Source organism: Citrobacter sp. RHB25-C09, assembly GCF_013836145.1.
In the GTDB taxonomy this organism is placed as follows: Bacteria; Pseudomonadota; Gammaproteobacteria; order Enterobacterales; family Enterobacteriaceae; genus Citrobacter_A.
In genome coordinates this window covers 283,806-305,714 of the sequence record NZ_CP057483.1, presented here as the reverse complement: position 1 = coordinate 305,714, position 21,909 = coordinate 283,806, and the positions used below count along the sequence as shown (strand labels likewise).

General features: G+C 54.7%; 23 protein-coding genes. 4 read left to right on the top strand and 19 right to left on the bottom strand.

Features of this window, described 5'->3' with window-relative positions:
- Positions 1-25 precede the first annotated feature (25 nt).
- On the bottom strand, positions 26-1,768 hold the full coding sequence (gene ggt / locus HVY19_RS01370) for a gamma-glutamyltransferase (protein ID WP_181682655.1): 1,743 nt from the start codon (positions 1,766-1,768) through the stop codon (positions 26-28).
- Positions 1,769-1,891: 123 nt separating this feature from the next.
- Between ggt and HVY19_RS01365 the strand changes: the two genes are divergently transcribed.
- Positions 1,892-2,269, top strand: a complete 378-nt coding sequence (locus HVY19_RS01365; protein ID WP_181682654.1) for a DUF2756 family protein — start codon at positions 1,892-1,894, stop codon at positions 2,267-2,269.
- Here the strand turns inward: HVY19_RS01365 and ugpQ are convergent.
- From ugpQ to livK, 12 genes are all read right to left on the bottom strand, one after another.
- Positions 2,253-2,999 carry a glycerophosphodiester phosphodiesterase gene (gene ugpQ / locus HVY19_RS01360; RefSeq protein WP_181682653.1) on the bottom strand — a complete coding sequence of 249 codons (747 nt, stop codon included), beginning with the start codon at positions 2,997-2,999 and terminating at the stop codon, positions 2,253-2,255. The two genes, HVY19_RS01365 and ugpQ, sit on opposite strands and share 17 nt — an antisense overlap.
- On the bottom strand, positions 2,996-4,066 hold the full coding sequence (locus HVY19_RS01355) for a sn-glycerol-3-phosphate import ATP-binding protein UgpC (RefSeq protein ID WP_181682652.1): 1,071 nt from the start codon (positions 4,064-4,066) through the stop codon (positions 2,996-2,998). Before HVY19_RS01355 ends, ugpQ begins: the two co-directional genes overlap by 4 nt.
- Position 4,067: 1 nt before the next feature.
- On the bottom strand, positions 4,068-4,913 hold the full coding sequence (ugpE, locus tag HVY19_RS01350; RefSeq protein WP_181682651.1) for a sn-glycerol-3-phosphate ABC transporter permease UgpE: 846 nt from the start codon (positions 4,911-4,913) through the stop codon (positions 4,068-4,070).
- On the bottom strand, positions 4,910-5,797 hold the full coding sequence (ugpA, locus tag HVY19_RS01345; protein ID WP_181682650.1) for a sn-glycerol-3-phosphate ABC transporter permease UgpA: 888 nt from the start codon (positions 5,795-5,797) through the stop codon (positions 4,910-4,912). The genes ugpE and ugpA overlap by 4 nt, the downstream gene beginning before the upstream one ends.
- Before the next feature lie 106 nt (positions 5,798-5,903).
- On the bottom strand, positions 5,904-7,220 hold the full coding sequence (gene ugpB, locus HVY19_RS01340) for a sn-glycerol-3-phosphate ABC transporter substrate-binding protein UgpB (RefSeq protein ID WP_181682649.1): 1,317 nt from the start codon (positions 7,218-7,220) through the stop codon (positions 5,904-5,906).
- Between the two features lie 199 nt (positions 7,221-7,419).
- The gene (locus HVY19_RS01335; protein ID WP_181682648.1) at positions 7,420-7,788 is read right to left on the bottom strand and encodes a type II toxin-antitoxin system death-on-curing family toxin; all 369 of its coding nucleotides are present in this window, start codon (positions 7,786-7,788) and stop codon (positions 7,420-7,422) included.
- Positions 7,785-8,006 carry a type II toxin-antitoxin system Phd/YefM family antitoxin gene (locus HVY19_RS01330; protein ID WP_181682647.1) on the bottom strand — a complete coding sequence of 74 codons (222 nt, stop codon included), beginning with the start codon at positions 8,004-8,006 and terminating at the stop codon, positions 7,785-7,787. The genes HVY19_RS01335 and HVY19_RS01330 overlap by 4 nt, the downstream gene beginning before the upstream one ends.
- A 140-nt stretch (positions 8,007-8,146) precedes the next feature.
- Positions 8,147-8,860 (bottom strand): high-affinity branched-chain amino acid ABC transporter ATP-binding protein LivF, encoded by a 714-nt coding sequence (gene livF, locus HVY19_RS01325; RefSeq protein ID WP_181682646.1) that lies wholly within the window; start codon positions 8,858-8,860, stop codon positions 8,147-8,149.
- A 17-nt stretch (positions 8,861-8,877) separates the two neighbouring features.
- Entirely contained in the window at positions 8,878-9,645 is a 768-nt protein-coding gene (livG, locus tag HVY19_RS01320) for a high-affinity branched-chain amino acid ABC transporter ATP-binding protein LivG (protein WP_181682645.1), read from the bottom strand.
- Positions 9,642-10,919 (bottom strand): branched chain amino acid ABC transporter permease LivM, encoded by a 1,278-nt coding sequence (livM, locus tag HVY19_RS01315; RefSeq protein ID WP_181682644.1) that lies wholly within the window; start codon positions 10,917-10,919, stop codon positions 9,642-9,644. The genes livG and livM overlap by 4 nt, the downstream gene beginning before the upstream one ends.
- Positions 10,916-11,842, bottom strand: a complete 927-nt coding sequence (gene livH, locus HVY19_RS01310; protein ID WP_181682643.1) for a high-affinity branched-chain amino acid ABC transporter permease LivH — start codon at positions 11,840-11,842, stop codon at positions 10,916-10,918. Before livH ends, livM begins: the two co-directional genes overlap by 4 nt.
- Before the next feature lie 47 nt (positions 11,843-11,889).
- Positions 11,890-12,999 carry a high-affinity branched-chain amino acid ABC transporter substrate-binding protein LivK gene (gene livK, locus HVY19_RS01305; RefSeq protein WP_181682642.1) on the bottom strand — a complete coding sequence of 370 codons (1,110 nt, stop codon included), beginning with the start codon at positions 12,997-12,999 and terminating at the stop codon, positions 11,890-11,892.
- Between the two features lie 422 nt (positions 13,000-13,421).
- Here livK and panM point away from each other — a divergent pair, with 422 nt between their 5' ends.
- The gene (gene panM, locus HVY19_RS01300; protein ID WP_181682641.1) at positions 13,422-13,805 is read left to right on the top strand and encodes an aspartate 1-decarboxylase autocleavage activator PanM; all 384 of its coding nucleotides are present in this window, start codon (positions 13,422-13,424) and stop codon (positions 13,803-13,805) included.
- 160 nt (positions 13,806-13,965) lie between these two features.
- On the opposite strand, the gene livJ is transcribed toward panM, so the two are convergent.
- From livJ to ftsY, 6 genes are all read right to left on the bottom strand, one after another.
- Positions 13,966-15,066 (bottom strand): branched chain amino acid ABC transporter substrate-binding protein LivJ, encoded by a 1,101-nt coding sequence (gene livJ, locus HVY19_RS01295; protein WP_181682640.1) that lies wholly within the window; start codon positions 15,064-15,066, stop codon positions 13,966-13,968.
- A 208-nt stretch (positions 15,067-15,274) separates the two neighbouring features.
- The gene (locus HVY19_RS01290) at positions 15,275-16,540 is read right to left on the bottom strand and encodes a 4-aminobutyrate--2-oxoglutarate transaminase (protein ID WP_181682639.1); all 1,266 of its coding nucleotides are present in this window, start codon (positions 16,538-16,540) and stop codon (positions 15,275-15,277) included.
- Between the two features lie 129 nt (positions 16,541-16,669).
- Entirely contained in the window at positions 16,670-17,524 is an 855-nt protein-coding gene (gene rpoH, locus HVY19_RS01285) for an RNA polymerase sigma factor RpoH (protein ID WP_181682638.1), read from the bottom strand.
- A gap of 254 nt (positions 17,525-17,778) precedes the next feature.
- Positions 17,779-18,837 carry a permease-like cell division protein FtsX gene (gene ftsX, locus HVY19_RS01280; protein ID WP_181682637.1) on the bottom strand — a complete coding sequence of 353 codons (1,059 nt, stop codon included), beginning with the start codon at positions 18,835-18,837 and terminating at the stop codon, positions 17,779-17,781.
- Complete coding sequence (ftsE, locus tag HVY19_RS01275; protein ID WP_181682636.1) at positions 18,830-19,498, bottom strand: cell division ATP-binding protein FtsE; 669 nt, start codon at positions 19,496-19,498, stop codon at positions 18,830-18,832. Before ftsE ends, ftsX begins: the two co-directional genes overlap by 8 nt.
- A 2-nt stretch (positions 19,499-19,500) precedes the next feature.
- Complete coding sequence (ftsY, locus tag HVY19_RS01270) at positions 19,501-20,883, bottom strand: signal recognition particle-docking protein FtsY (RefSeq protein WP_181682635.1); 1,383 nt, start codon at positions 20,881-20,883, stop codon at positions 19,501-19,503.
- A gap of 125 nt (positions 20,884-21,008) precedes the next feature.
- On the opposite strand from ftsY, the gene rsmD reads away from it, so the two are divergent.
- Positions 21,009-21,605 carry a 16S rRNA (guanine(966)-N(2))-methyltransferase gene (rsmD, locus tag HVY19_RS01265; RefSeq protein ID WP_181682634.1) on the top strand — a complete coding sequence of 199 codons (597 nt, stop codon included), beginning with the start codon at positions 21,009-21,011 and terminating at the stop codon, positions 21,603-21,605.
- Positions 21,595-21,864 (top strand): DUF1145 family protein, encoded by a 270-nt coding sequence (locus HVY19_RS01260; RefSeq protein WP_181682633.1) that lies wholly within the window; start codon positions 21,595-21,597, stop codon positions 21,862-21,864. The genes rsmD and HVY19_RS01260 overlap by 11 nt, the downstream gene beginning before the upstream one ends.
- Positions 21,865-21,909: the final 45 nt, after the last annotated feature.

The window sequence follows — 21,909 nt, the reverse complement described above, 5'->3', positions numbered from 1 at the left end:
GGCGGAGCCTCCACCCGGCAACACATCAATAACCCGCCGTTAAATCATCCACTGACCGTGGATCAGAAGCGCCATAAAGTTCGCCGTCCGGGCCGACCATAATGCTCTGGGTGCTGCCCATCGCCTCTTTTAGCGCGACCTTCTGGCCTTTTTGTTCCAGCAGCTTCAGCGTGTCCGGGCTAAAGCCTTTTTCCACGCGCAGTTCATCCGGCAGCCACTGATGATGGAAACGCGGCGCATTGGTTGCTTCGGCGACGTTCATTCCAAAATCGATACTGTTGACCACCATTTGCAGCACGGTGGTGATAATCCGACTGCCGCCAGGACTTCCGGTCACCAGCCAGGTTTTACCGTCTTTCACCACAATGGTTGGCGACATGGATGACAGCGGGCGCTTCTTCGGCCCAACGGCGTTGGCATCCCCTCCCACCAGTCCGTACACGTTAGGCACCCCCGGCTTCGCCGAGAAGTCATCCATCTGATTATTCAACAAAATACCGGTATTACCCGCCACAATGCCAGTCCCGAAGGTGGTGTTGAGGGTGTAGGTCACCGCCACCGCGTTGCCGTCTTTATCCACCACCGAGTAGTGGGTAGTCTGGTTACTTTCATAAGGAGCAAGTTTGCCGGGACGGATTTCACTGGACGGTTTCGCCTTATTGATATCAATCTTGTCGGCAATGGATTTGGCATAGACTTTGTTGGTCAATGCCTGCCACGGCACTTTCACAAAATCCGGATCGCCCAGATACTCTGAACGGTCGGCATAGGCGTATTTTTCCGCTTCCGCCATCACCTGCATGGCATCCGCACTGCCAAAACCGTATTTCTTCATATCGAAGTTTTCGAGAACATTAAGGATTTGCACGATATGAATCCCGCCGGATGAGGGGGGCGGCATTGAGAACACCTGATATCCGCGATAGTCGCCGCTAATCGGCGGTCGCTCTACCGCTTTATAATTCGCCAGGTCGTCTTTGCTGATCAGCCCGCCGTTGTTCTGCATCTCCTGCGCGATCTGCTCGGCAATCACCCCTTTATAGAAGGCATCCGGGCCATTTTCTGCAATCATCTCCAGGCTTTTCGCCAGGTTCTTTTGTACCAGCTTGTCGCCCTTTTTCAGCGGTTCGCCGTCTTTCCAGAAGATGGCTTTGCTGTTTTCGTGTTTGGGTAACACTTCGCTGCCATAGGTTTTGAGATCGTCAGCCAGCGCGTCGTTCACCACAAACCCTTCTTCCGCCAGTTTGATTGCCGGGCGGATCACTTTGTTGAGCGGCAGGGTGCCGTATTTTTCCAGCGCCAGCGAGAATCCTGCGACTGTGCCCGGCGTACCGGAAGCCAGGTGCGAAGTCAGTGATTTTTTGCTGTCTGGATTACCCTGATCGTCGAGGAACATATCGCGCGTGGCATTGGCAGGGGCCATCTCACGAAAATCAATTGCCGTGGTGTTGCCGTCTTTGGTGCGCAGTAACATAAAGCCCCCGCCGCCTATATTCCCGGCCTGCGGATGTGTCACCGCCAATGCATATCCCACAGCCACGGCGGCATCAACGGCGTTCCCGCCCTGCCTGAGAATATCTACCCCGACCTGCGTTGCCATCGCATCCACTGAGGCGACCATCCCCTGTTTCGCCCGCACCGGATGGAAGACATCCTCTTCCACACCGTAAGAGACGGGAGGCGGCGGTGGCGCGGCAATCGCGCTAAAAAAGCTTCCTGAGAGCAGAGCAGCCAGCGCTACCCGGCGCAAAAACGTCGGTTTCATCATCGTTATTCTCCAGGTGATGGGATCCATATTCCCCGCTTAAGCCTGGTTCACAACTCCTAAAAAATCATCGTTATGACGTATTCGAGGTAAACTTAAGAGAAGCCTCAGAAGGAGGAGATGACAATGAAACGCTTTTTGATTCTTGCAGCGCTGGTTCCGTTTGTCGCGCTCGCACAGCCCCTAAACACGATGAACAATCCGAATCAGCCGGGTTATCAGATCCCCAGCCAGCAGCGGATGCAAACGCAGATGCAGACGCAGCAGATCCAACAAAAAGGGATGCTTAACCAGCAGTTAAAAACGCAGACGCAGCTTCAGCAGCAAAATCTGCAAACGCAGATGAACAACAACCAGCAGCGTATCCAGCAGGGTCAGGTGCGTGAACAGCCGCTGCCGAACACCAACGGCGGCATGCTCAATGGCGGTATGAGCCAAAGCAGCGGGCAGCAGCATATGCTACCGCCACGGCAGAATGGCGATATGCTTAATCCGCAGAATTAAAGTTCGGGCCGATCAGGTCGATTGCATCGGTGCAGATGCTGTCCACGCCCCAGCGCAGCAGTTCGGCTGCACGCTGGGGTCTGTTGACGGTATAAACCAGAATATGCAGCCCCGCCTCTTTCAGCATTTTTACCCGCGCTTCATCCAGCAGCTTGTGGTTCAGATGGATCGAGACACAGCCTAAGCGGGCCGTTAGCTCGCGCCAGTCGTTGCGCCACGCGTCCAGTAGTAGCCCGCGCGGCAGTTCCGGTACGGCCGCCTGTGCGGCCTCAAGCGCATCGATTTCGAACGAGGAGAGCAGCGGTGCTGTCATCCCTTCCCACAGCTCGCGCGCGGCAAGGGCAATCACTTTGCCCGTGAGTGGTCCGGTGCCAGTGGTCGGTTTGATTTCGATATTGGCCATCATCCCATGTTGGCGACAGCGCTCCGCCACCTGCGAAAGCAGCGGCAGCGGCTCACCTTTGTATTCGCCGCTATACCAGCTTCCGGCATCCACGCGCAATAAATCCTGCCAGTGGAGTTCCCCCGCCACACCCCAGCCGTTGCTGGTGCGTTCGAGGTTGTCGTCGTGCAACAGGAAAATTTCGCCATCTTTCGACAGTTTGGCATCAAACTCGATCATCGTGTGCCCGTAATGCGCGCCAACGTCAATCGCCGCCAGGGTGTTCTCCGGTGCCAGTTTACCGCCGCCGCGGTGGGCGACGATGCGGGGATACGGCCAGTTACTCATACGCGTTGTCCTGTTTCGCCATCAAAAAGATGCAGATGATTTTCCTGAAGATTCAGCCAGAGCGTGCTGCCTGCTTTAGGGCGTTCCTGATGCGTGAGGCGGACCACCATTTTTTGTTCGCCCCAGCGCCCGTGCGCCAGGTTGTCTGCACCCAGCATCTCCAGCGTGTCCATCACCAGCGGCACGCCGCCGTCCGCCTGAGTGGTTAAACCGATATGCTCCGGGCGGACACCGAGCGTCATCTTACGCCCGGCGTAGCCACGATAGTACCAGTTGATCGGCAATGCCATCCCGCTTTCCAGCTCAAAGTGGGTACCCGCACTACTGATGCGCCCTTCCAGCAGGTTCATCGCCGGGCTGCCGATAAAGCTCGCCACAAAGCGACTGGCCGGTTTTTCGTACACTTCCACCGGGGTGCCAATCTGCTCGGCGATGCCCTTGTTCATCACCATGACCCGCTGGGCGAGGGTCATCGCTTCAACCTGATCGTGGGTGACGTACAGGGACGTTGTGTTCAGACGGCGATGCAGATGTTGTAACTCAAGACGCATCTGCACACGCAGTTTGGCGTCGAGGTTTGAAAGCGGTTCATCAAACAGGAATACCGCCGGATCGCGCACGATGGCACGCCCCATCGCCACGCGCTGGCGCTGGCCGCCGGAGAGCTCGCGCGGGCGGCGCTTCAGCAGGCCGTCCAGCTCGAGAATGCGCGCCGCTTCTTTTACGCGTTCCTGAATATGTCCCTTGCCCATACCGCGGATTTTCAGCCCCCAGGCCATGTTCTCTTCCACGCTCATGTGCGGATAGAGCGCGTAGTTCTGGAACACCATCGCAATCCCCCGGTCTTTCGGCTCCATTTCGGTGACGCGCTGACGGTCAATCCAGATATCCCCGGAGGTGACGCGCTCCAGCCCCGCTACCATGCGCAGCAACGTGGATTTCCCGCAGCCGGACGGGCCGACCATCACGATGAATTCCCCATCCGCCACGTCGAGCGTGAGCGGCTGAATAACCTGGGTTTTGCCATCCCAGCTTTTGGTAACTGCCTGAAGTTTTAAACCTGCCATCTTATTTCTCGCTATCGACCAGGCCACGGACAAACGCACGCTGCATGGCTAAAACAATGACTACGGGTGGGATAAGGGTGAGCAGCATCGCCGCCATCACCTGGTTCCAGAGAGTGGTGCCTTCGCCGGTTGCAATCATCCCTTTGATGCCTGCCACGGCAGTGCCGAGGTTGACGTCCTGAATAATCAGCAGCGGCCACAGATACTGGTTCCAGCCGTAAATAAAGGTGATCACAAACAGCGCCGCAAGGTTGGTTTTCGACAGCGGCAGCACGATGTCGCGAAAGAAGCGCATCGGCGACGCGCCGTCGATACGCGCGGCTTCAATCAGCTCGTCCGGCAGGGTCATAAAGAACTGGCGGAACAGGAAGGTGGCGGTCGCCGAGGCCATCAGCGGCAGCGTCAAGCCCGCATAGCTGTCGAGCATACCGAGGTTGGCGATCACCTCTACCGTCGGGAAGATTCGCACCTCTACCGGCAGCATCAGGGTGATGAAGATCATCCAGAAGAACAGGTTACGCAGCGGAAAGCGGAACCAGACGATGGCGAAGGCCGAGAGCATCGACACCGTGATTTTGCCCACCGTGATGCCGAACGCCATGATGAAGCTGTTGAGCATCATCAACCAGAACGGCGCGCTGTTGGCACCGACGCCCTGGGTCCAGATGGTTTTCATGTTCTCGAACAGGTGCGTACCTGGGATCAGCGTCATCGGCGTATCAAATACGGCTCTGGTGTCCAGCGTGGCGGCAACAAAGGCCACGTACAGCGGGAACAGGATGACAACGATCCCCAGAATCAGCAGGGTGTGGCTGAAAATCGTCAGCCCGCGACGGTTCTCAATCATTGGTAGCGCACCTTACTTTCGACATAGCGGAACTGCACCACCGTGAGGATGATGACGAGGAACATCAGCACCACGGACTGCGCGGCAGAGGCGGAGAGATCAAGACCGGCGAAACCTTCGCGGTAGATCTTGTAAATCAGCGTCGTGGTCGCCTGCACCGGGCCGCCTGCGGTCGCCGCGTCGATCACCGGGAAGGTGTCGAAGAAGGCGTACACGAGGTTAACCACCAGCAGAAAGAAACTCACCGGGGCGATCAGCGGCAGTGCCAGCCTGAAGAAACGACGAATGGGCCCTGCACCATCAATGGCGGCGGCTTCCACCAGCGAACGGGGAATAGACTGCAATGCGGCAAAAAAGAACAGGAAGTTGTAACTAATCTGCTTCCAGACGGAGGCGAAAACCACCAGGAACATCGCCTGACCGCTGTTCTGCGCGTGGTTCCACTCAACGCCCAATTCCCCCAGGTAGTGGGTAATCAACCCACGCCCTGGGTTAAACAGGAAGATCCACAGTACGGCGGCGACGGCGGGTGCCACGGCGTAGGGCAGCAGCATCAACGTTTGATACAGACGTGAGCCGCGCACCACGTAGTCCACCAGTGCGGCAAAAAGCAGCGAGGCCAAAAGGCCACTGACGGTCACCAGGGTGCTGAATTTGATCGTCGTCCAGAATGAATCCAGGTAGTAGCTGTCATGAAACAGCGCAGTGAAGTTTTCCAGGTCGACAAACCGGCTGGAAAGCCCAAACGGATCGACGCTTTGCAGGGAATACCACAGCGCTTCGCCCGCAGGCCAAATGAAAAAGATAACGGTGATGACCAGCTGCGGCGCGACCAGCAGGTACGGCAGCCAGCGCGAACGGAACACCGGACGGGAAGATGACATTGAAGTTTGGTTCCTGAACAGTGCCGGGTGGCGGCTACGCCTTACCCGGCCTACATGGGACACATCGTAGGCCCGGTAAGCGCAGCGCCACCGGGCGTTTCAGCGATTACGATTTGGTCGACTGCTCAAAGCGGCGCAGTAACTGATTACCCCGCTCGGTTGCCGTGTCTAAAGCCTGCTGCGGGGTTTTCTTCCCGGTCCACACGCTTTCCAGCTCTTCATCCACGATGGTGCGGATCTGCGGCATGTTGCCCAAGCGCAGACCTTTGGTGAATGGCAACGGCGGTTTGTTCAGCATCTGACGGGTGGCGATGTCCGCCCCCGGGTTCTTCTCATAGAAGCCCTGCTCACGGGTCAGGTCGTACGCGGCTTTGGTGATCGGCAGGTAGCCGGTCTTCTGGTGCCACTCGGCGGCATTTTCAGGCTTCGCCAGGAAGTCGAGGAATTCGGCTACGCCTTTGTAAGTGTCCTTGTCTTTGCCCTGCATTACCCACAGGCTCGCCCCGCCAATGATGGCGTTCTGCGGCGCGCCTTTTGCATCGGCATCGTAAGGCATCATGCCAACGCCGTAATTGAATTTGGCGTAGTGACGGATATCGGCCAGAGAACCGGATGAGGCGGTGGTAATGGCACAGTCACCGTTGTAGAACTTCTCGGTGGATTCGTCTTTACGCCCGAAGTAGCTGAAGTCGCCCTTCTTATTCAGTTCTTCCAGCATCGCGATGTGTTTCACCTGCTCAGGCTTATTGAACTCCAGTACCGCGTCGGTACCGTCGAAGCCGTTGTTTTTGCTCGCCACCGGCAGGCCATGCCAGGCGCTGAAGTTCTCAAGCTGGATCCACCCCTGCCAGCCGCTGGCGTATCCGCACTTCATCCCTGCCGCTTTCAGCTTCGCGGTATACTCCGCCAGATCCTGCCAGGTTTTCGGCGGCTGCTCCGGGTCTAAACCCGCTTTTTTGAAGGCGTCTTTGTTGTAGTACAACACGGGAGTAGAGCTATTAAACGGCTGAGACAGCAGATGGCCTGTTTTGGAATCGGTGTAGTAACCGGAAACGGTCGGCACAAACTGCGATTCGTCGAAGTTGATGTCTGCTTCTTTAAACACTTCATAGACCGGTTTGATGGCTTTTGAAGCCATCATGGTCGCAGTGCCGACCTCATAAACCTGTAACAATGCTGGCGCGTTACCGGTACGGAAGGCAGCAATGCCCGCGCTCAGACTCTGTTCGTAGTTGCCTTTGTACACCGGCACAATTTTGTAATCCGGGTGGGTATCGTTGAAACGTTGCGCCAGGGAATCGACCTCTTTCCCCAACTCCCCTTCCATGGAATGCCAGAATGGAATGGTAGTGACAGCCATTGCGTTCGTCGCAAAAGCCAGACCGATTGCCAGACCCAAAGCTGAGTGTCGTAACGATGTCATTGTCATCTCTCTTATTGTGCCGGATGCGCGATATCACGCGTTTTATGCTCGCGAGTTAACATGACATGGTCGAATGACAGAAAAATAACTGTTTGTTTACCAAAAAATGACAAGCAGGCGTCAGGGGTATGTTGGAAAGATGATGGCTGGATGAAGGAATGATGTACGCCCGATAAGCGTTGAGCCACCAGGTATGACGTTAACTACGCAAGCGCTGAACAATTTCTTCTAGCGACAAACGACCTGCAGCGGCCTCAACCGTCATCTCGACAAAATCTGGATTAGCTTTCAGCGATATCCCGTTACGTTTGAGAAAGAGCAGCGTGATGAAGAGTGCCGTGCGTTTATTACCATCATTGAAGATATGACCGCGAGAAATAGCTAACAAATGCATCGCCGCAAGGATCCAGACATCGGCGATGCCTTCGTATTCATATTTATTCAACACTCGATACAAAAGGGCTTCCGCCCGTCCGGGATCCGGCATTCCCGGTACGCCGGGTGTGACGCTCAGCAGTTTGTCATGAAACCGAACGATCTCTTCAGCTGAGATAAATTGCAGAGTCATTTATCAGCCAGTTCCCTTATTTCGCTGCCATGAATTCCCATGATGGCATCAAACTCAGCATCCAGTTTCGCAGCCTGATAGCGCTCAAACTCTTCGGCGCTAATGATGACTGCCGACTTATGCCCTCTACGCGTGATGGTAACTGGCGTCCCTGTCGACGCAGACTCCAGCGCTGAAGCGAGATTTTGCCGGGCTTCACTATAGTTCATTGTACGCATAACCCCCCCTGTAAAGTACAAATTAATTGTACAACTATAGCGTACAAAAAACAAAAAAACTGGGTGGAGGCGTCACCTCATCCGGCTACAAAATCCCGTAGACCCGGTAAGCGAAGGCGCCACCGGGCGATAAAAACGGCTCAGCCGCCCAGATATGCGCTGCGCACTGCTTCGTTAGCGAGTAGCGCTTCCCCCGTATCGGAAAGGACCACATGACCGTTTTCCAGCACGTAGCCACGGTCGGCGAGCTTCAGCGCCTGGTTAGCGTTCTGCTCAACGAGGAAGATGGTCATCCCCTGTTCGCGGAGTTGTTCGATGGTGTCGAAGATCTGCTGGATAATGATCGGCGCCAGACCCAGCGACGGCTCATCAAGCAGCAACAAACGCGGCTGGCTCATCAGCGCACGACCGATGGCCAGCATTTGCTGTTCGCCGCCAGACATTGTGCCCGCACGCTGAATACGCCGCTCAAGCAGACGCGGGAACAGCTCATAAACCCACTTGATCCGTTCCTGAAACTGGTCGCGTTCGGCAAAAAAACCGCCCATCGCCAGGTTCTCTTCCACCGTCATGCGGGAAAATACGCGACGCCCTTCCGGAACAATCGCCACCGCTTCACGCATAATCTTCGCCGTCTGCCAGTCGGTAATGTCTTTATCATCAAACACAACCCGACCGCTGGACGCGCGGGGGTCGCCGCACAGCGTGCCGAGGAGAGTGGTTTTCCCCGCGCCGTTCGCGCCAATCAGGGTCACAATTTCCCCCTGATTAATATGCAGACTCACCTCGTGCAGCGCCTGGATTTTGCCGTAGTGGGCACTGACTTTGTCAAAGGACAACATGACTTTTTCCATTTTAGGCTCCACCACCATTATGCTTCACCTAAATAGGCGCGGATCACGTCCGGGTTATTACGAATCTGTTCCGGCGTCCCGTTCGCTAGCGGCGTGCCCTGGTTCACCACGTAAATACGGTCAGAAATACCCATCACCAGCTTCATATCGTGCTCAATCAACAGAATAGTGGTGTTGTGATGATTGCGCAGTTCGGCAATCAGCTCATCCAACTCTTTCGTTTCTTTCGGGTTAAGGCCTGCCGCCGGTTCATCAAGCATCAGGATTTCCGGCTGGGTCACCATGCAGCGGGCGATCTCCAGACGACGCTGGTCGCCATAGGCGAGGTTACTGGCCTGACGGTTCGCATGCTCCAGCAGGCCGATACGCTCAAGCCAGGTCGCTGCGCGATCAAGCGCTTCACTCTGTGCCCGACGAAACGCCGGAGTTTTCAACAAACCAGAGAACACGCCCGTTTTCAGCTGTTGATGCTGCGCTACCAGCAGGTTTTCAATCACCGTCATTTCACGGAACAGACGCACGTGCTGGAAGGTTCGCACCACGCCCATACGGGCAATCTGCTGACCCGGCAATCCTTCAAGATGCTGGTCACGCAGTTTAATGCTGCCGCCCGTTGGCTTATAAAACCCGGTCAGGCAGTTAAAAACGGTGGTTTTCCCGGCGCCGTTCGGCCCTATCAGCGAGACAATCTCCTGCGGATGCAGTTCCAGTTCAACGTTGTTCACCGCCAGCAGACCGCCGAAGCGCATCATCAGGCCGTTTACCGACAATAATGGCTGACTCATGCCTGCTCTCCTTTCGCTTCCCCGTTTTTCAGCTTCAACTGTGGACGGGTCATCGGCAGTAAGCCCTGCGGACGCCAGATCATCATCAGTACCATCAAACCACCCAGCATCAGCATGCTGTATTCATTGAAGTCACGCATCAGCTCGCGCGATACCACCAGCAGAATGGCTGCCAGGATCACCGCAAACTGCGAGCCCATCCCGCCAAGCACGACAATCGCCAGCACAAATGCCGACTCCGCAAAGGTGAACGACTCGGGGCTGACAAAGCCCTGACGCGCGGCGAACAGCGTTCCGGCGAAACCCGCAAACGCGGCGCTGATGGTAAAAGCGGTCAGCTTGATGCGCGTTGGGCTTAAACCTAATGAGCGACAGGCGATCTCATCTTCACGCAGCGCTTCCCACGCACGGCCTAACGGCATACGCAGCAGACGGTTAATTACAAACAGGCTCAGTACCACCAGCAGCAGGGCCACCAGGTAAAGGAAGATCACGCGGTCGGACGGGTCATACTTCATGCCGAAGAAATTGCTGAAGGTATCCCAGCCGCCTTCACGCGCAGTACGGCTGAATTCGAGGCCAAACAGCGTCGGTTTCGGGATCTGGCTAATGCCGTTCGGCCCACCGGTTACTTCAGTATTATTGAGCAACAGGATACGGACGATTTCGCCAAAGCCTAAAGTCACAATTGCCAGATAGTCACCGCGAAGACGCAGTACCGGGAAACCGAGCAGGAAACCCGCCCCAGCCGCCACCAACCCCGCCAGCGGCAGGCAGGTCCAGAAGCCCAGACCGTAATAGTGGTTCAGCAATGCGAAGGTATAGGCGCCGATGGCATAAAAGCCGCCATAGCCCAGCACCAGCAGGCCAGACAGCCCGACTACCACGTTCAACCCCAGACCGAGGATAATATAAATCATGGTCAGGGTTGCGATATCTACCGTCCCACGTGACACCATAAACGGCCACGCCACTGCAATCACCAGCAGGGCGACCAGGAACAGTTTCTGTTTGACGGTAGAGCCGTCAATGGCGGGCAGAATGAACTTCGGGCCAGAGACGTTCTTCAGGCTTTTCTGGAAGAGCGGCCGCAGCAACTGGAAGAAAAAGACCACCGCGGTGCCAATAAACACCCACTGCCAGCGGATGTCGGTTGCGGTGTCCACCACCAGTTTGGTGCCATCCAACTGCAACTGAACGCCCATAAAGACGCCCGCGAGGATGAAGAACATCGCCGCAGAGAGCAATGCCATCGCAAAATGCATCGGTTTCATACTTTCTCTACCTCCGGACGGCCCAGGATCCCGGTCGGCATGACCAGCAGTACCAGAATCAGCAGCGCGAACGACACCACATCTTTATATTCAGTACTGAGGTACGCAGAGGAGAGTGCTTCAGCGACGCCTAAAATCAGCCCGCCGATCATCGCGCCAGGAATACTACCGATACCGCCGAGAACCGCAGCAGTAAACGCCTTCATCCCGGCCATAAAGCCGATATACGGGTTAATGACGCCATAGAACTGACCAAGCAGAACGCCCGCCACCGCCGCCATCGCCGCGCCGATCACAAAAGTCAGGGCAATGACACGGTCGGTATTAATGCCCAGCAGACTCGCCATTTTCAAATCTTCCGCGCAGGCGCGGCAGGCACGTCCCATGCGGGAGTAGCGAATGAAAATGGTCAGCGCGAGCATCGCCAGAAAGGTCACAATCCAGATAACCAACTGCATGGTAGTGATTGACGCCGAGAAGCTCTCACTGCTGCCCACCACCCACTGACCGTTAAACAGACTCGGCAATGCGACATCGCGCGAACCTTCGGTCAGACTGACGTAGTTTTGCAGGAAGATAGACATCCCAATCGCAGAAATGAGCGCGATCAGACGCTTAGAACTTCGCACCGGGCGATAAGCCACCCGTTCAATGCTCCAGCCGTAGGCACTGGCAATGATAATTGCCCCGACGAAGCCGGCGGCGACCAGCAGCCAGCTGGTATCAATACCCATCATCATCAGCGCAGCGATGATCATGAACGAGACATAGCTGCTGATCATATACACCTCGCCGTGGGCGAAGTTAATCATGCCGATGATGCCGTAAACCATGGTGTAACCGATGGCGATCAGCGCATAGGTGCTTCCCAGCGTGACGCCGTTAAACATCTGCTGCAAGAAATAGAGAAACTGCTCGGACATAAGACTACCTTTTTCTACCCGCCCGACTGTGCCGGGCGGTGGGATAATTATTTGGCTACCGAGGACGACCCATCGGCGTGCCACTGAAAGACACCAAACTCAAATCCCTTCAGATCGCCTTTTTCATCCCATTTCAGCGGCCCAATCACGGTGTCAGCACCGTTTGCTTTTAAATCTTTCACCAGATCCAGCGGCTCGGCGCTACCGGAACGGTCCATTGCCGTTGCCAGTGACTGTACGGCGGCGTAAGTGATCCACACGTAAGGCCCGGAAGGGTCTTTTTTGTCTGCTTTCAGCGCATCAACAATCGCTTTGTTAGCTGGCTCCTGGTCATAGCGTTTTGGCATGGTGACCAGCATCCCCTCAGCAGCCTCACCCGCAATATTAGACAGCGACGCATTGCCCACGCCTTCTGGGCCCATAAACTGCGTTTTCAGTCCGACAGAACGCGCCTGGCGCAGCATTTGCCCCATTTCCGGGTAGTAACCGCCGTAGTAAACGAAATCGATATTCTCTTTTTTCAGGCGGGCGATCAGCGCGGAGAAATCTTTTTCACCGGCGGTGATGCCATCAAAGAAAACAACGTTGGCTTTCGCGGCTTTCAGCGCGTCCTGTACGGAGCGCGCCAGACCTTCACCGTACTGCTGTTTGTCGTGAATGATCGCAATGCGCTGCGGTTTTACTTTATCGAGAATGTATTTGGCTGCGGTTGGCCCCTGAGAAGAGTCCAGCCCGGCCGTGCGCATGATGTGGGCGTAACCGCGTTGGGTCAGCTCCGGATTGGTCGCACCAGGGGAAATCATCAGTATGCCTTCATCTTCGTAGATATCAGACGCAGGCTGTGTGGAAGAAGAGCAAAGGTGACCAATAACGTACCGGATACCTTCATTGACGATTTTGTTCGCCACGGCGACAGCCTGTTTCGGGTCGCAGGCGTCGTCATATTCAACGGCGACCAGTTTGTCACCCTTGATGCCGCCTTTGGCATTGATGTCTTTAATGGCCTGTCGGGCACCGTTAAACTCCATGTCGCCCCACTGCGCGACCGGGCCGGACATCGCCCCTACGACGGCGACTTTAATATCGTCGGCTATTGCCGACTGTGACATCGCCAGCGCAATCATCCCTGCGATTACTGTTTTTGCATTCCGTTTCATTTACTGAATCCCCATTCGTGACGTTGTTTCTGTGTTGTATTTTTATCGTTAAAAGCAGGCTGTGCTTTTTTTGTTCTGCGCTACTTTTATCAGTCTGATTAATGGTTTAGCGAAGTATTTTAGTCAAATACAGCGCAAAACCCCTATTTTTCAGTCGATTAAGAACAGATAATATTCTGCTTTTCACCATAGATAAACAAAAAAAAGCGCATCTGTCAGCATAAAATAACGAGACAATGAGCCGAATAAATCACTACCTTCCAGGGAATTATTCTGCCTGTTTTTCATTCTTTACTGTTTAAAACTAATGTTCAGACCGCCAAAAACTTAATCAACTGTTAAACACGCGAAAAAAGAGAAAGCGTCCGGGTGACATATTTCGGTACACTGACACCCTCTTTTATGATTTGGACACGCTGTCGATGAAGCTGACCATCATTCGTTTAGAACATTTCAGCGAACAGGATCTGACTGACCTGGGCAAAATCTGGCCGGAATATTCCGCAGCCTCTTTAAGCGTAGATGAAACGCACCGGATTTATGCCGCGCGTTTTAATGAGCGTCTGCTTGGCGCGGTTCGTGTCACGCTGAGCGGTACCGAGGGGGCGCTGGATTCATTGCGTATACGGGAAATCACCCGTCGTCGCGGTGTGGGGCAATACCTTGTGGAAGAGGTGATTCGCGATAACCCGAGCGTGACCTCCTGGTGGATGGCGGATGTCGGCGTGGAAGACCGCGGCGTGATGGCAGCCTTTATGCAAGCGTCAGGATTTACCGCCCAGCAGAACGGCTGGGAGAAGCATTAAAAAAGCCGGGTGGCGGCTGCGCCTTACCCGGCCTGAATACTTTGCCTATTTTCCCAAGCATTTCGTGTTGCAGCATGTAGGCCGGATAAGCGCAAGCGCCATCCGGCAAAGGTTAAGGCCTTTCACGTTGCAGAATTAAGCGCGAAAGGCGACGGGAAAATTATTTGGCGTCGGTCGCTGTACCGTTAGCATGCCAGTCGAACACACCGAACTCAAAGCCCTTCAGATCGCCCTTCTCATCCCATGCCAGCGGCCCCATCACGGTTTCAACAGAGTTCGCTTTCAGCCAGTTGGCGATCTCAGCCGGATCGTCTGACTGATTCAGACCTGCTTGCAGTGATTGCAGCGCAGCGTAAGTGGTCCACACGAACGCACCGCTGGGATCCTGCTTCTTGGCTTTAATGGCATCAACAATCGGTTTGTTCGCAGGCACCTGATCGTAGTTCTTCGGTTTCGTTACCAGCAGGCCTTCAGCCGACTCGCCCGCAATGTTCGACAGGGAGACGTTCGCCACCCCTTCCGGCCCCATGAACTGAGTTTTCAATCCAGCTGCACGTGCCTGGCGCAGGATCTGTCCCATTTCCGGGTGATAACCCCCGTAGTAAACAAAGTCGATATTCTCTTTCTTCAGACGCGCCACCAGCGTGGAGAAGTCTTTCTCACCGGCGGTGATACCGTCAAAGAACACCACGTTCGCGTTGCCTTTTTTCAGGTTGTCCTGTACGGCACGCGCCAGACCTTCACCATACTGCTGTTTGTCATGAACGATGGCGATGCGCTGCGGCTTCACTTTTTCCAGAATGTATTTTGCGGCAGTCGGCCCCTGGTCAGAGTCCAGACCGGTGGTACGCAGCACCAGCTTATAACCACGCGCGGTAAGCTCAGGTGCCGTCGCTGCCGGCGTGATCATCAAAATACCTTCGTCTTCGTAGATATCAGACGCAGGCTGAGTGGAAGAGGAGCACAGGTGACCGATGACGTATTTAATACCATCGTTGATCACTTTGTTGGCTACGGCGACCGCCTGTTTCGGGTCACAGGCGTCATCATATTTTACGATCTGCAGCTTTTCGCCTTTGATACCGCCCCTGGCATTAATGTCTGCAACCGCTTGTTCGGCACCAGTAAATTCCTGATCGCCGTACTGCGCTACCGGACCAGACATTGCGCCCACAACGGCAACTTTGATATCTGCCTGCGCCATCGCGCTGAATGCCAACGCGATACATCCTGCCAGCAACGCTTTACCCTTCATATTCATCCTGAGATTCCCCATTCTTATGGTTATTACGATTGTCGTGATGTTGTTGTGTAGCGCTATATTTCGTTTATTGGTGTGTTGCTCGCGCTTTTTCAGCACACTCTGCTAAAACATACCCCATTTTTATGATTTTGGAATAGCTAATTTGACAGTCAGGTAACAAGTTAATGACAAACCGGGGTTGCCGCCCATTCTGGACGGCAAGGGTTTATCGTGTCAGCGAATGGCCGATGATATTGAGCGCATGACGGAACTGCGCATCAGGAATGGTAAGGGGATAGAGGAAACGGATGACGTTACCATAAACGCCACAACTCAATAACAGCAGTCCTTCCTGCAAGGCGCGCTCCTGAACCTGGCGCGTAAATTCCGGCGACGGCTGCCCCGTTTGCGGGTCGTTAAATTCAACCGCCACCATCGACCCTTGCCCGCGAATTTCCGCAATAAACGGACAGTCCGCCTTCGCATTATTCAGCGCAGCCACCAGTTGTTGACCCAGTTCAAGGGCGCGGGCGCACAACTTTTCTTCGTCAATCACATCCAGCACCGCATGTGCGGCAGCAACGGCCAGCGGGTTACCGGCATAGGTTCCGCCGAGTCCGCCGGGCGCGGGGGCATCCATCACTTCTGCACGCCCTGCCACCGCTGAAAGCGGCATCCCGCCCGCCAGACTTTTTGCCATGGTGATGAGATCGGGCTGAACGCCATGATGCTCCATGGAAAACAGTTTGCCGGTACGGGCAAATCCGGTCTGCACTTCATCCGCAATCAGCAAAATACCGTGGGTATCACACAGAGTCCGCAGCGCCTGCATAAAATCGGTGGGGGCAACGTTGAATCCTCCTTCGCCCTGAACCGGCTCAAGGATGATGGCTGCCACCTGGTCAGGCGAGATATCCGCTTTAAAGATGCGCTCAAGGCTGTGCATTGCGTCTGCCGTGCTCACACCCTGCAGCGCGTTAGGGTACTGGGCATGGTAAACCGAACCGGGAAACGGTCCGAAGCCGAGCTTGTAGGGCGTAACCTTGCCGGTCAGCGCCATGGTCATAAAGGTGCGACCGTGGAATGCGCCGCCGAAGGTAATTAGTCCTGGCCGTTTGGTATACGCACGGGCAATCTTCACCGCATTCTCTACAGCTTCCGCGCCGGTAGAGAAGAATGCGGTTTTTGCCGGACCGCTGATGGGGACCCGTTCATTGATACGCTCGGCAAGCGTGACATAGCTGGCATACGGAACAATCTGGTAAGCGGTATGGGTGAATGACTGGAGCTGCTTTTCAATGGCAGCAATGACCTTTGGATGACGATGCCCGGTGTTCAGCACGGCAATACCCGCCGCAAAATCAATGACCTCACGGCCTTCGACATCCCACAACGTCGCATTTTCTGCTTTTTCGGCATAGAAGCCACACATCACGCCGATGCCGCGCGGCGTCGCCTGTAAACGCCGTGCATTCAATTCGTTATTATTCACGTTTTTCCCCTAAGATGCGCACAACCCATCGATAAGTGTTTGCCAGGGGGGAGAAATTCGCCAGATGAGGCGTTAAAAAAACAAAAACCCCGGACCAGGGTCCAGGGTTTTTTGCGCGCTTCGCGAGATTTACGCTTCGATAGCGGCGCGAAGTTTTTTCATGGCGTTCTTTTCAAGCTGACGCACACGTTCTGCGGATACGCCGTAGCGGTCGGCCAGTTCCTGCAAGGTGGACTTATTATCTTCGTCCAGCCAGCGGGCGCGGATGATATCCTGGCTACGCTCGTCAAGGCCTTCCATCGCATGGGTCAGTTTGTTGGCAGCCTGATCTTCCCAGTTGTCCTCTTCGATACCATCGGCAAAGTTAGAGGTTTTATCCTGCAGATACAGGACCGGGGCCATCGGCTGGCTGTCGGACTCATCATCCGAGGACATATCAAATGTCATGTCCTGCGCGGCCATCCGGGATTCCATTTCACGCACGTCTTTACTGGAAACACCCAGCTCGCGCGCGACCATTTCCACTTCATCCTGGTTAAACCAGCCCAGACGTTGCTTGGTTTTACGCAGGTTAAAGAACAGTTTGCGCTGTGCTTTGGTGGTCGCGACCTTCACGATACGCCAGTTACGCAGTACGTATTCGTGAATTTCGGCTTTGATCCAGTGTACGGCAAAGGAAACCAGGCGCACACCCACTTCCGGGTTGAAACGGCGCACGGCTTTCATCAGGCCGATGTTACCTTCCTGAATCAGATCCGCCTGCGGCAGGCCATAGCCCGCGTAGTTACGAGCAACATGAACGACAAAGCGCAGGTGAGACAGGATCAGCGTCTTAGCTGCTTCCAGATCGCCCTGGTAATGCAGCTTTTCAGCCAATGCCCGTTCTTCGTCAGCCGACAACATCGGCCACGCGTTTGCAGCCCGGATATAAGATTCCAGGTTACCAACAGGGGCTAAAGCTAAAGTTTGCATTTCTTTGGTCATTCAAATCCTCTCAATTTTTATCGCCTGGCACGAAAACAACCAATAAAAGCAACAACTGTGCCAGCGTTAATGAGCAACGAGATTAGCATTCACATTATTATCAGACCGTGATTTTATCCACAAGTTCAATGCAACAGTGTGAATAAATTACGCACAAAATGTGACATCAGATACATAGCGGGGAAGAGACTACAGGCCACTCTTTCCCTGCAAAACGGAAACCCATTGCAGGGAAAGATTATATCACGGTTTTATCAATCGGGAGTAAAGTGGCGTAAATGTTGAACAGTGGCAAGCCATGCTGCAACCCAGCCAATCATTGAGCAAACAAGCAGCAGTAACAGGCATTCATCGAATGATAAGCCATTGAGATCAAACTTAGTTCCGAAAACCTGGGCAACCTGAGTGACCGCCGACGACAAACGCAACACCAAAATTTCAGACAAAATCAGTGAAAGAAATGCGCCGGAAAAACCGAGCAGTGCGCCGCCATAGAGGAACGGGCGGAGGATAAAACCATCCGTTGCACCTATCAGTTTTTGCACGTTGATGGTATCGCGACGGGCAAAAATGCTCAGGCGCACGCTGTTGCCAATGACAAGGAACACCGCTGCGACCATCAGCACGCCAATCATCGCTGATACGCGCCCGACCAGTCCGGTGAGCGCCGCCAGACGGGCAAACCAGCTGTCGTCCATACGCACTTCATCAATACCGTTGATCTGGCTAATCCGATCGCGCAGGGTATTGAGCGAGTCGGTTCCCTGAAAGTCCAGTTTCGGCACGACAACGGCCACTGCCGGCAGCGGATTCTCTTCCAGCATATCCAGCGCGCCACCAAAGCCAGACCAATTGCGGAACTCGCCGAGCGCATCTTCACGGGAAAGGTAGTTCACCTTGTCGACGCCCTGCTCTCCCTGAAGTTGCGCCACCACGCCTGCTGCCGCATCGTCATCCAGCGTTTTTTGCAGGTAGACGGTGATTTGCGGGGACGGGTAATACTGCGTCGCAGCCTGATTCACGTTTTTATAAACCATATAGCAGACGCTGGGCAGCGTCAGAGAGATGGCAATCACCATCACCGTTAAAAATGTCGCCAGCGGTTTGCTTTTCAGATCCTGCAACGCCCCCTGGAAGGCATAACGTACCTGTTCGTTAAACACGTTGGTTTTTCGTGAGTTCGGCTTCGGTGACGGCTTCGCCCGTTTCGGCGCATTACGGCCACCGTCGCCCGACGAACCGCCTGAGCGACGCAGGCGATCGAGACGCCCACCAAACTGGCGGATGTGATTCATCGCATCACGCTTATTCATAGGCCACGCCTCCATGCAGGTGCCCATCGCTGAGCACCATCTGACGATAAGAACGACGGGAAATCAGTCCGATATCGTGGGTCGCCATTAGCACCGTTACCCCGACGCGGTTAAACTCTTCGAACAGACGCAGGATCCCTTCAGACAGGGCATCGTCAAGGTTACCGGTCGGTTCATCTGCGAGAAGAACCGCTGGTTTATTGACCACCGCACGGGCAATACCCACGCGCTGCTGTTCACCGCCAGAAAGTTGAATCGGGAAATTCTTCGCTTTGTCCAGCAGCCCAACCTTATCCAGCGCAGCCGACACACGGCGACGAATGTCGTCCCCGCTGGCACCCGCAATAATCAGCGGGATTGCCACGTTGTCGTAGACGGTTCGATCCATCAACAGATGGTGATCCTGGAAAATCATGCCGATCTGACGGCGCAAAAACGGCACTTCGCGATTTTTCAGACGCGTGATGTCATGCCCACTGAAGATGATTTTCCCGGCGCTTGGCCGCTCAATCCCACAGATAAGCTTCAGCAGGGTACTTTTCCCCGCGCCGGAATGGCCGGTCAGAAACGCCATCTCGCCCGGCTGCATATGGAACGTGACGCCCTGCAGCGCTTGTCTCCCACCGAGATAGGCCTTGCTGACATGTTCAAAGCGAATCATTGTTAATCCTCTCGGGCAAAAAGTGCCTCAATAAAATCGTCCGCTTTAAACGGACGTAAATCCTCAATACGTTCGCCCACGCCGATGTAACGGATAGGGATGCCAAACTGATCGGCCACCGAGAAGATCACTCCCCCCTTCGCCGTACCGTCGAGCTTGGTCAGCGTAATCCCGGTCAAACCAACCGCTTCATGGAACAGTTTGGCCTGGCTTATCGCATTCTGCCCGGTGCTGGCGTCGATAGTCAGCATAACTTCATGCGGCGCGTCCTCGTCCAGTTTCTTCATGACGCGAACGATTTTTTTCAGTTCTTCCATCAGGTGCGATTTGTTCTGCAAACGACCCGCGGTATCGGCAAGCAGCACATCTATGTTGCGCGCCTTCGCTGCCTGAATGGCATCGAAAATCACCGATGCGGAATCCGCGCCGGTATGCTGAGCAATCACCGGTATATTGTTTCGCTGTCCCCACACCTGGAGCTGTTCGACCGCTGCGGCACGGAAGGTATCACCCGCCGCCAGCATTACGGATTTGCCCTGCTGCTCAAACTGACGGGCCAGCTTGCCGATAGTGGTGGTTTTCCCCACACCGTTAACGCCGACCATCAGAATAACAAACGGTGTTTTGCCTTCAACGTTCAGCGGCTCATCGACTTTTGTCAGAATGTCGCGCATCTCGTCTTTAAGCAGGCCGTACAGTGCTTCGGCATCTTTGAGCTGTTTGCGGCTGGCGCCATCCGTCAGGTTGGTGATGATTTTACGCGTGGTTTCCACGCCAACATCAGCAATAAGCAGTTGTTCTTCCAGCTCTTCAAATAGATCATCGTCGATTTTTTTACCCCGGAACAGGCTGATAAATCCGGAACCGAGATTTTCTTTTGTTTTCAGTAAGCTGCGTTTAAGGCGTGCGAAGAAACCTTCTTTGGTCGGTTTTTCCTGCTCCTGCGCCAGTTCTTCAACCGGAGCATCGTCTTCCGTCACCGGCACCACCATCACGGCTTCTTCCGCCGCTTCGGCTGCCAGCGCCTGCACTTCCAGTTCGTCGTCCGTCAGTTCCGGTTCGTTCTGCGCCTCTTCTTCCACCGCTTCGATAATTTCTACGGTTTCCGCTTCCGCCTGCCACTCTTCTGGCGACGTCTCTTCGGCTGTGACCTCTTCTGGCAACGGCAGTTCTTCGTGCTCAATAAGAACCTGAGGTTCAACGGTCTTTTCGACCACCTCTTCAGCAACGACGGGCGCTTCTGCTGCTTCCGCCGTTTCAACCGGGGTTTCAGGCGCTAATTGTTCTTCTACAACCTGCTGTTCTTCGGTTTTTTGGTCTTGTTCCTGCTCTTTTTCACCAAAGCCCAGCCAGGAAAAGAAGCCACGTTTTTTCTGTTTTGCCATCTGCGGTTACACTCCTCGCGGCTCTATATACATGGAAGCTAAAAAAATGATGAAATAGTCTATCACTTTACTTAATACACATCACCGCCTGGAATGACATGTCACTGGCGGTTCGAGCAACTGAAATGAAAAAACCGAATCACTCTGGCAGCGGCCAAATCCGCATTATTGGCGGACAATGGCGCGGCCGCAAACTCCCGGTGCCGGACAGCCCTGGTCTGCGCCCGACCACGGACCGCGTGCGTGAAACGCTGTTTAACTGGCTGGCACCGGTAATGGTAGACGCAAACTGCCTGGACTGTTTTGCCGGCAGCGGCGCGCTGGGACTGGAAGCACTGTCACGCTATGCCGCCTCCGCCACGCTACTGGAGATGGACCGTGCCGTCTCACAGCAGCTACAAAAGAACCTGGCTACGCTGAAAGCAGGCAATGCGAAAGTGGTTAACACCAACACCCTGACGTTTCTGGCACAGCCGGGCACGCCGCACAACGTGGTGTTCGTTGACCCACCGTTTCGTAAAGGGTTACTCGAAGATACCCTGAACCTGCTGGAAACGCAGGGCTGGCTGGCCGACGAGGCGTATATCTACGTGGAAAGCGAAGTAGAGAACGGTCTGCCAGTCGTACCGACAGGCTGGTCTTTGTTCCGGGAAAAAGTGGCCGGACAGGTCGCATACCGTCTGTATCAACGCGAAGCACAAGGAGAAAGCGATGCTGATTAATCTGGGCCGACTGCTGATGCTCGGCGTGTGGGGATTTTTAATACTGAACCTGGTACAGCCCTTTCCACGCCCGCTGAATATTTTCGTCAACGTGGCGCTGATTTTCATGGCATTGATGCACGCTATGCAACTGGCGCTACTGAAATCTACACTGCCGAAAGACGGGCCGCAGATGACCACCGGCGAGAAAATCCGCATCTTCCTGTTTGGCGTGTTTGAACTGCTGGTGTGGCAGAAGAAGTTTAAGGTTAAAAAGTAACGCTTATGCCGGATGGCGGCTTTGCCTTATCCGGCCTGTGAGAGC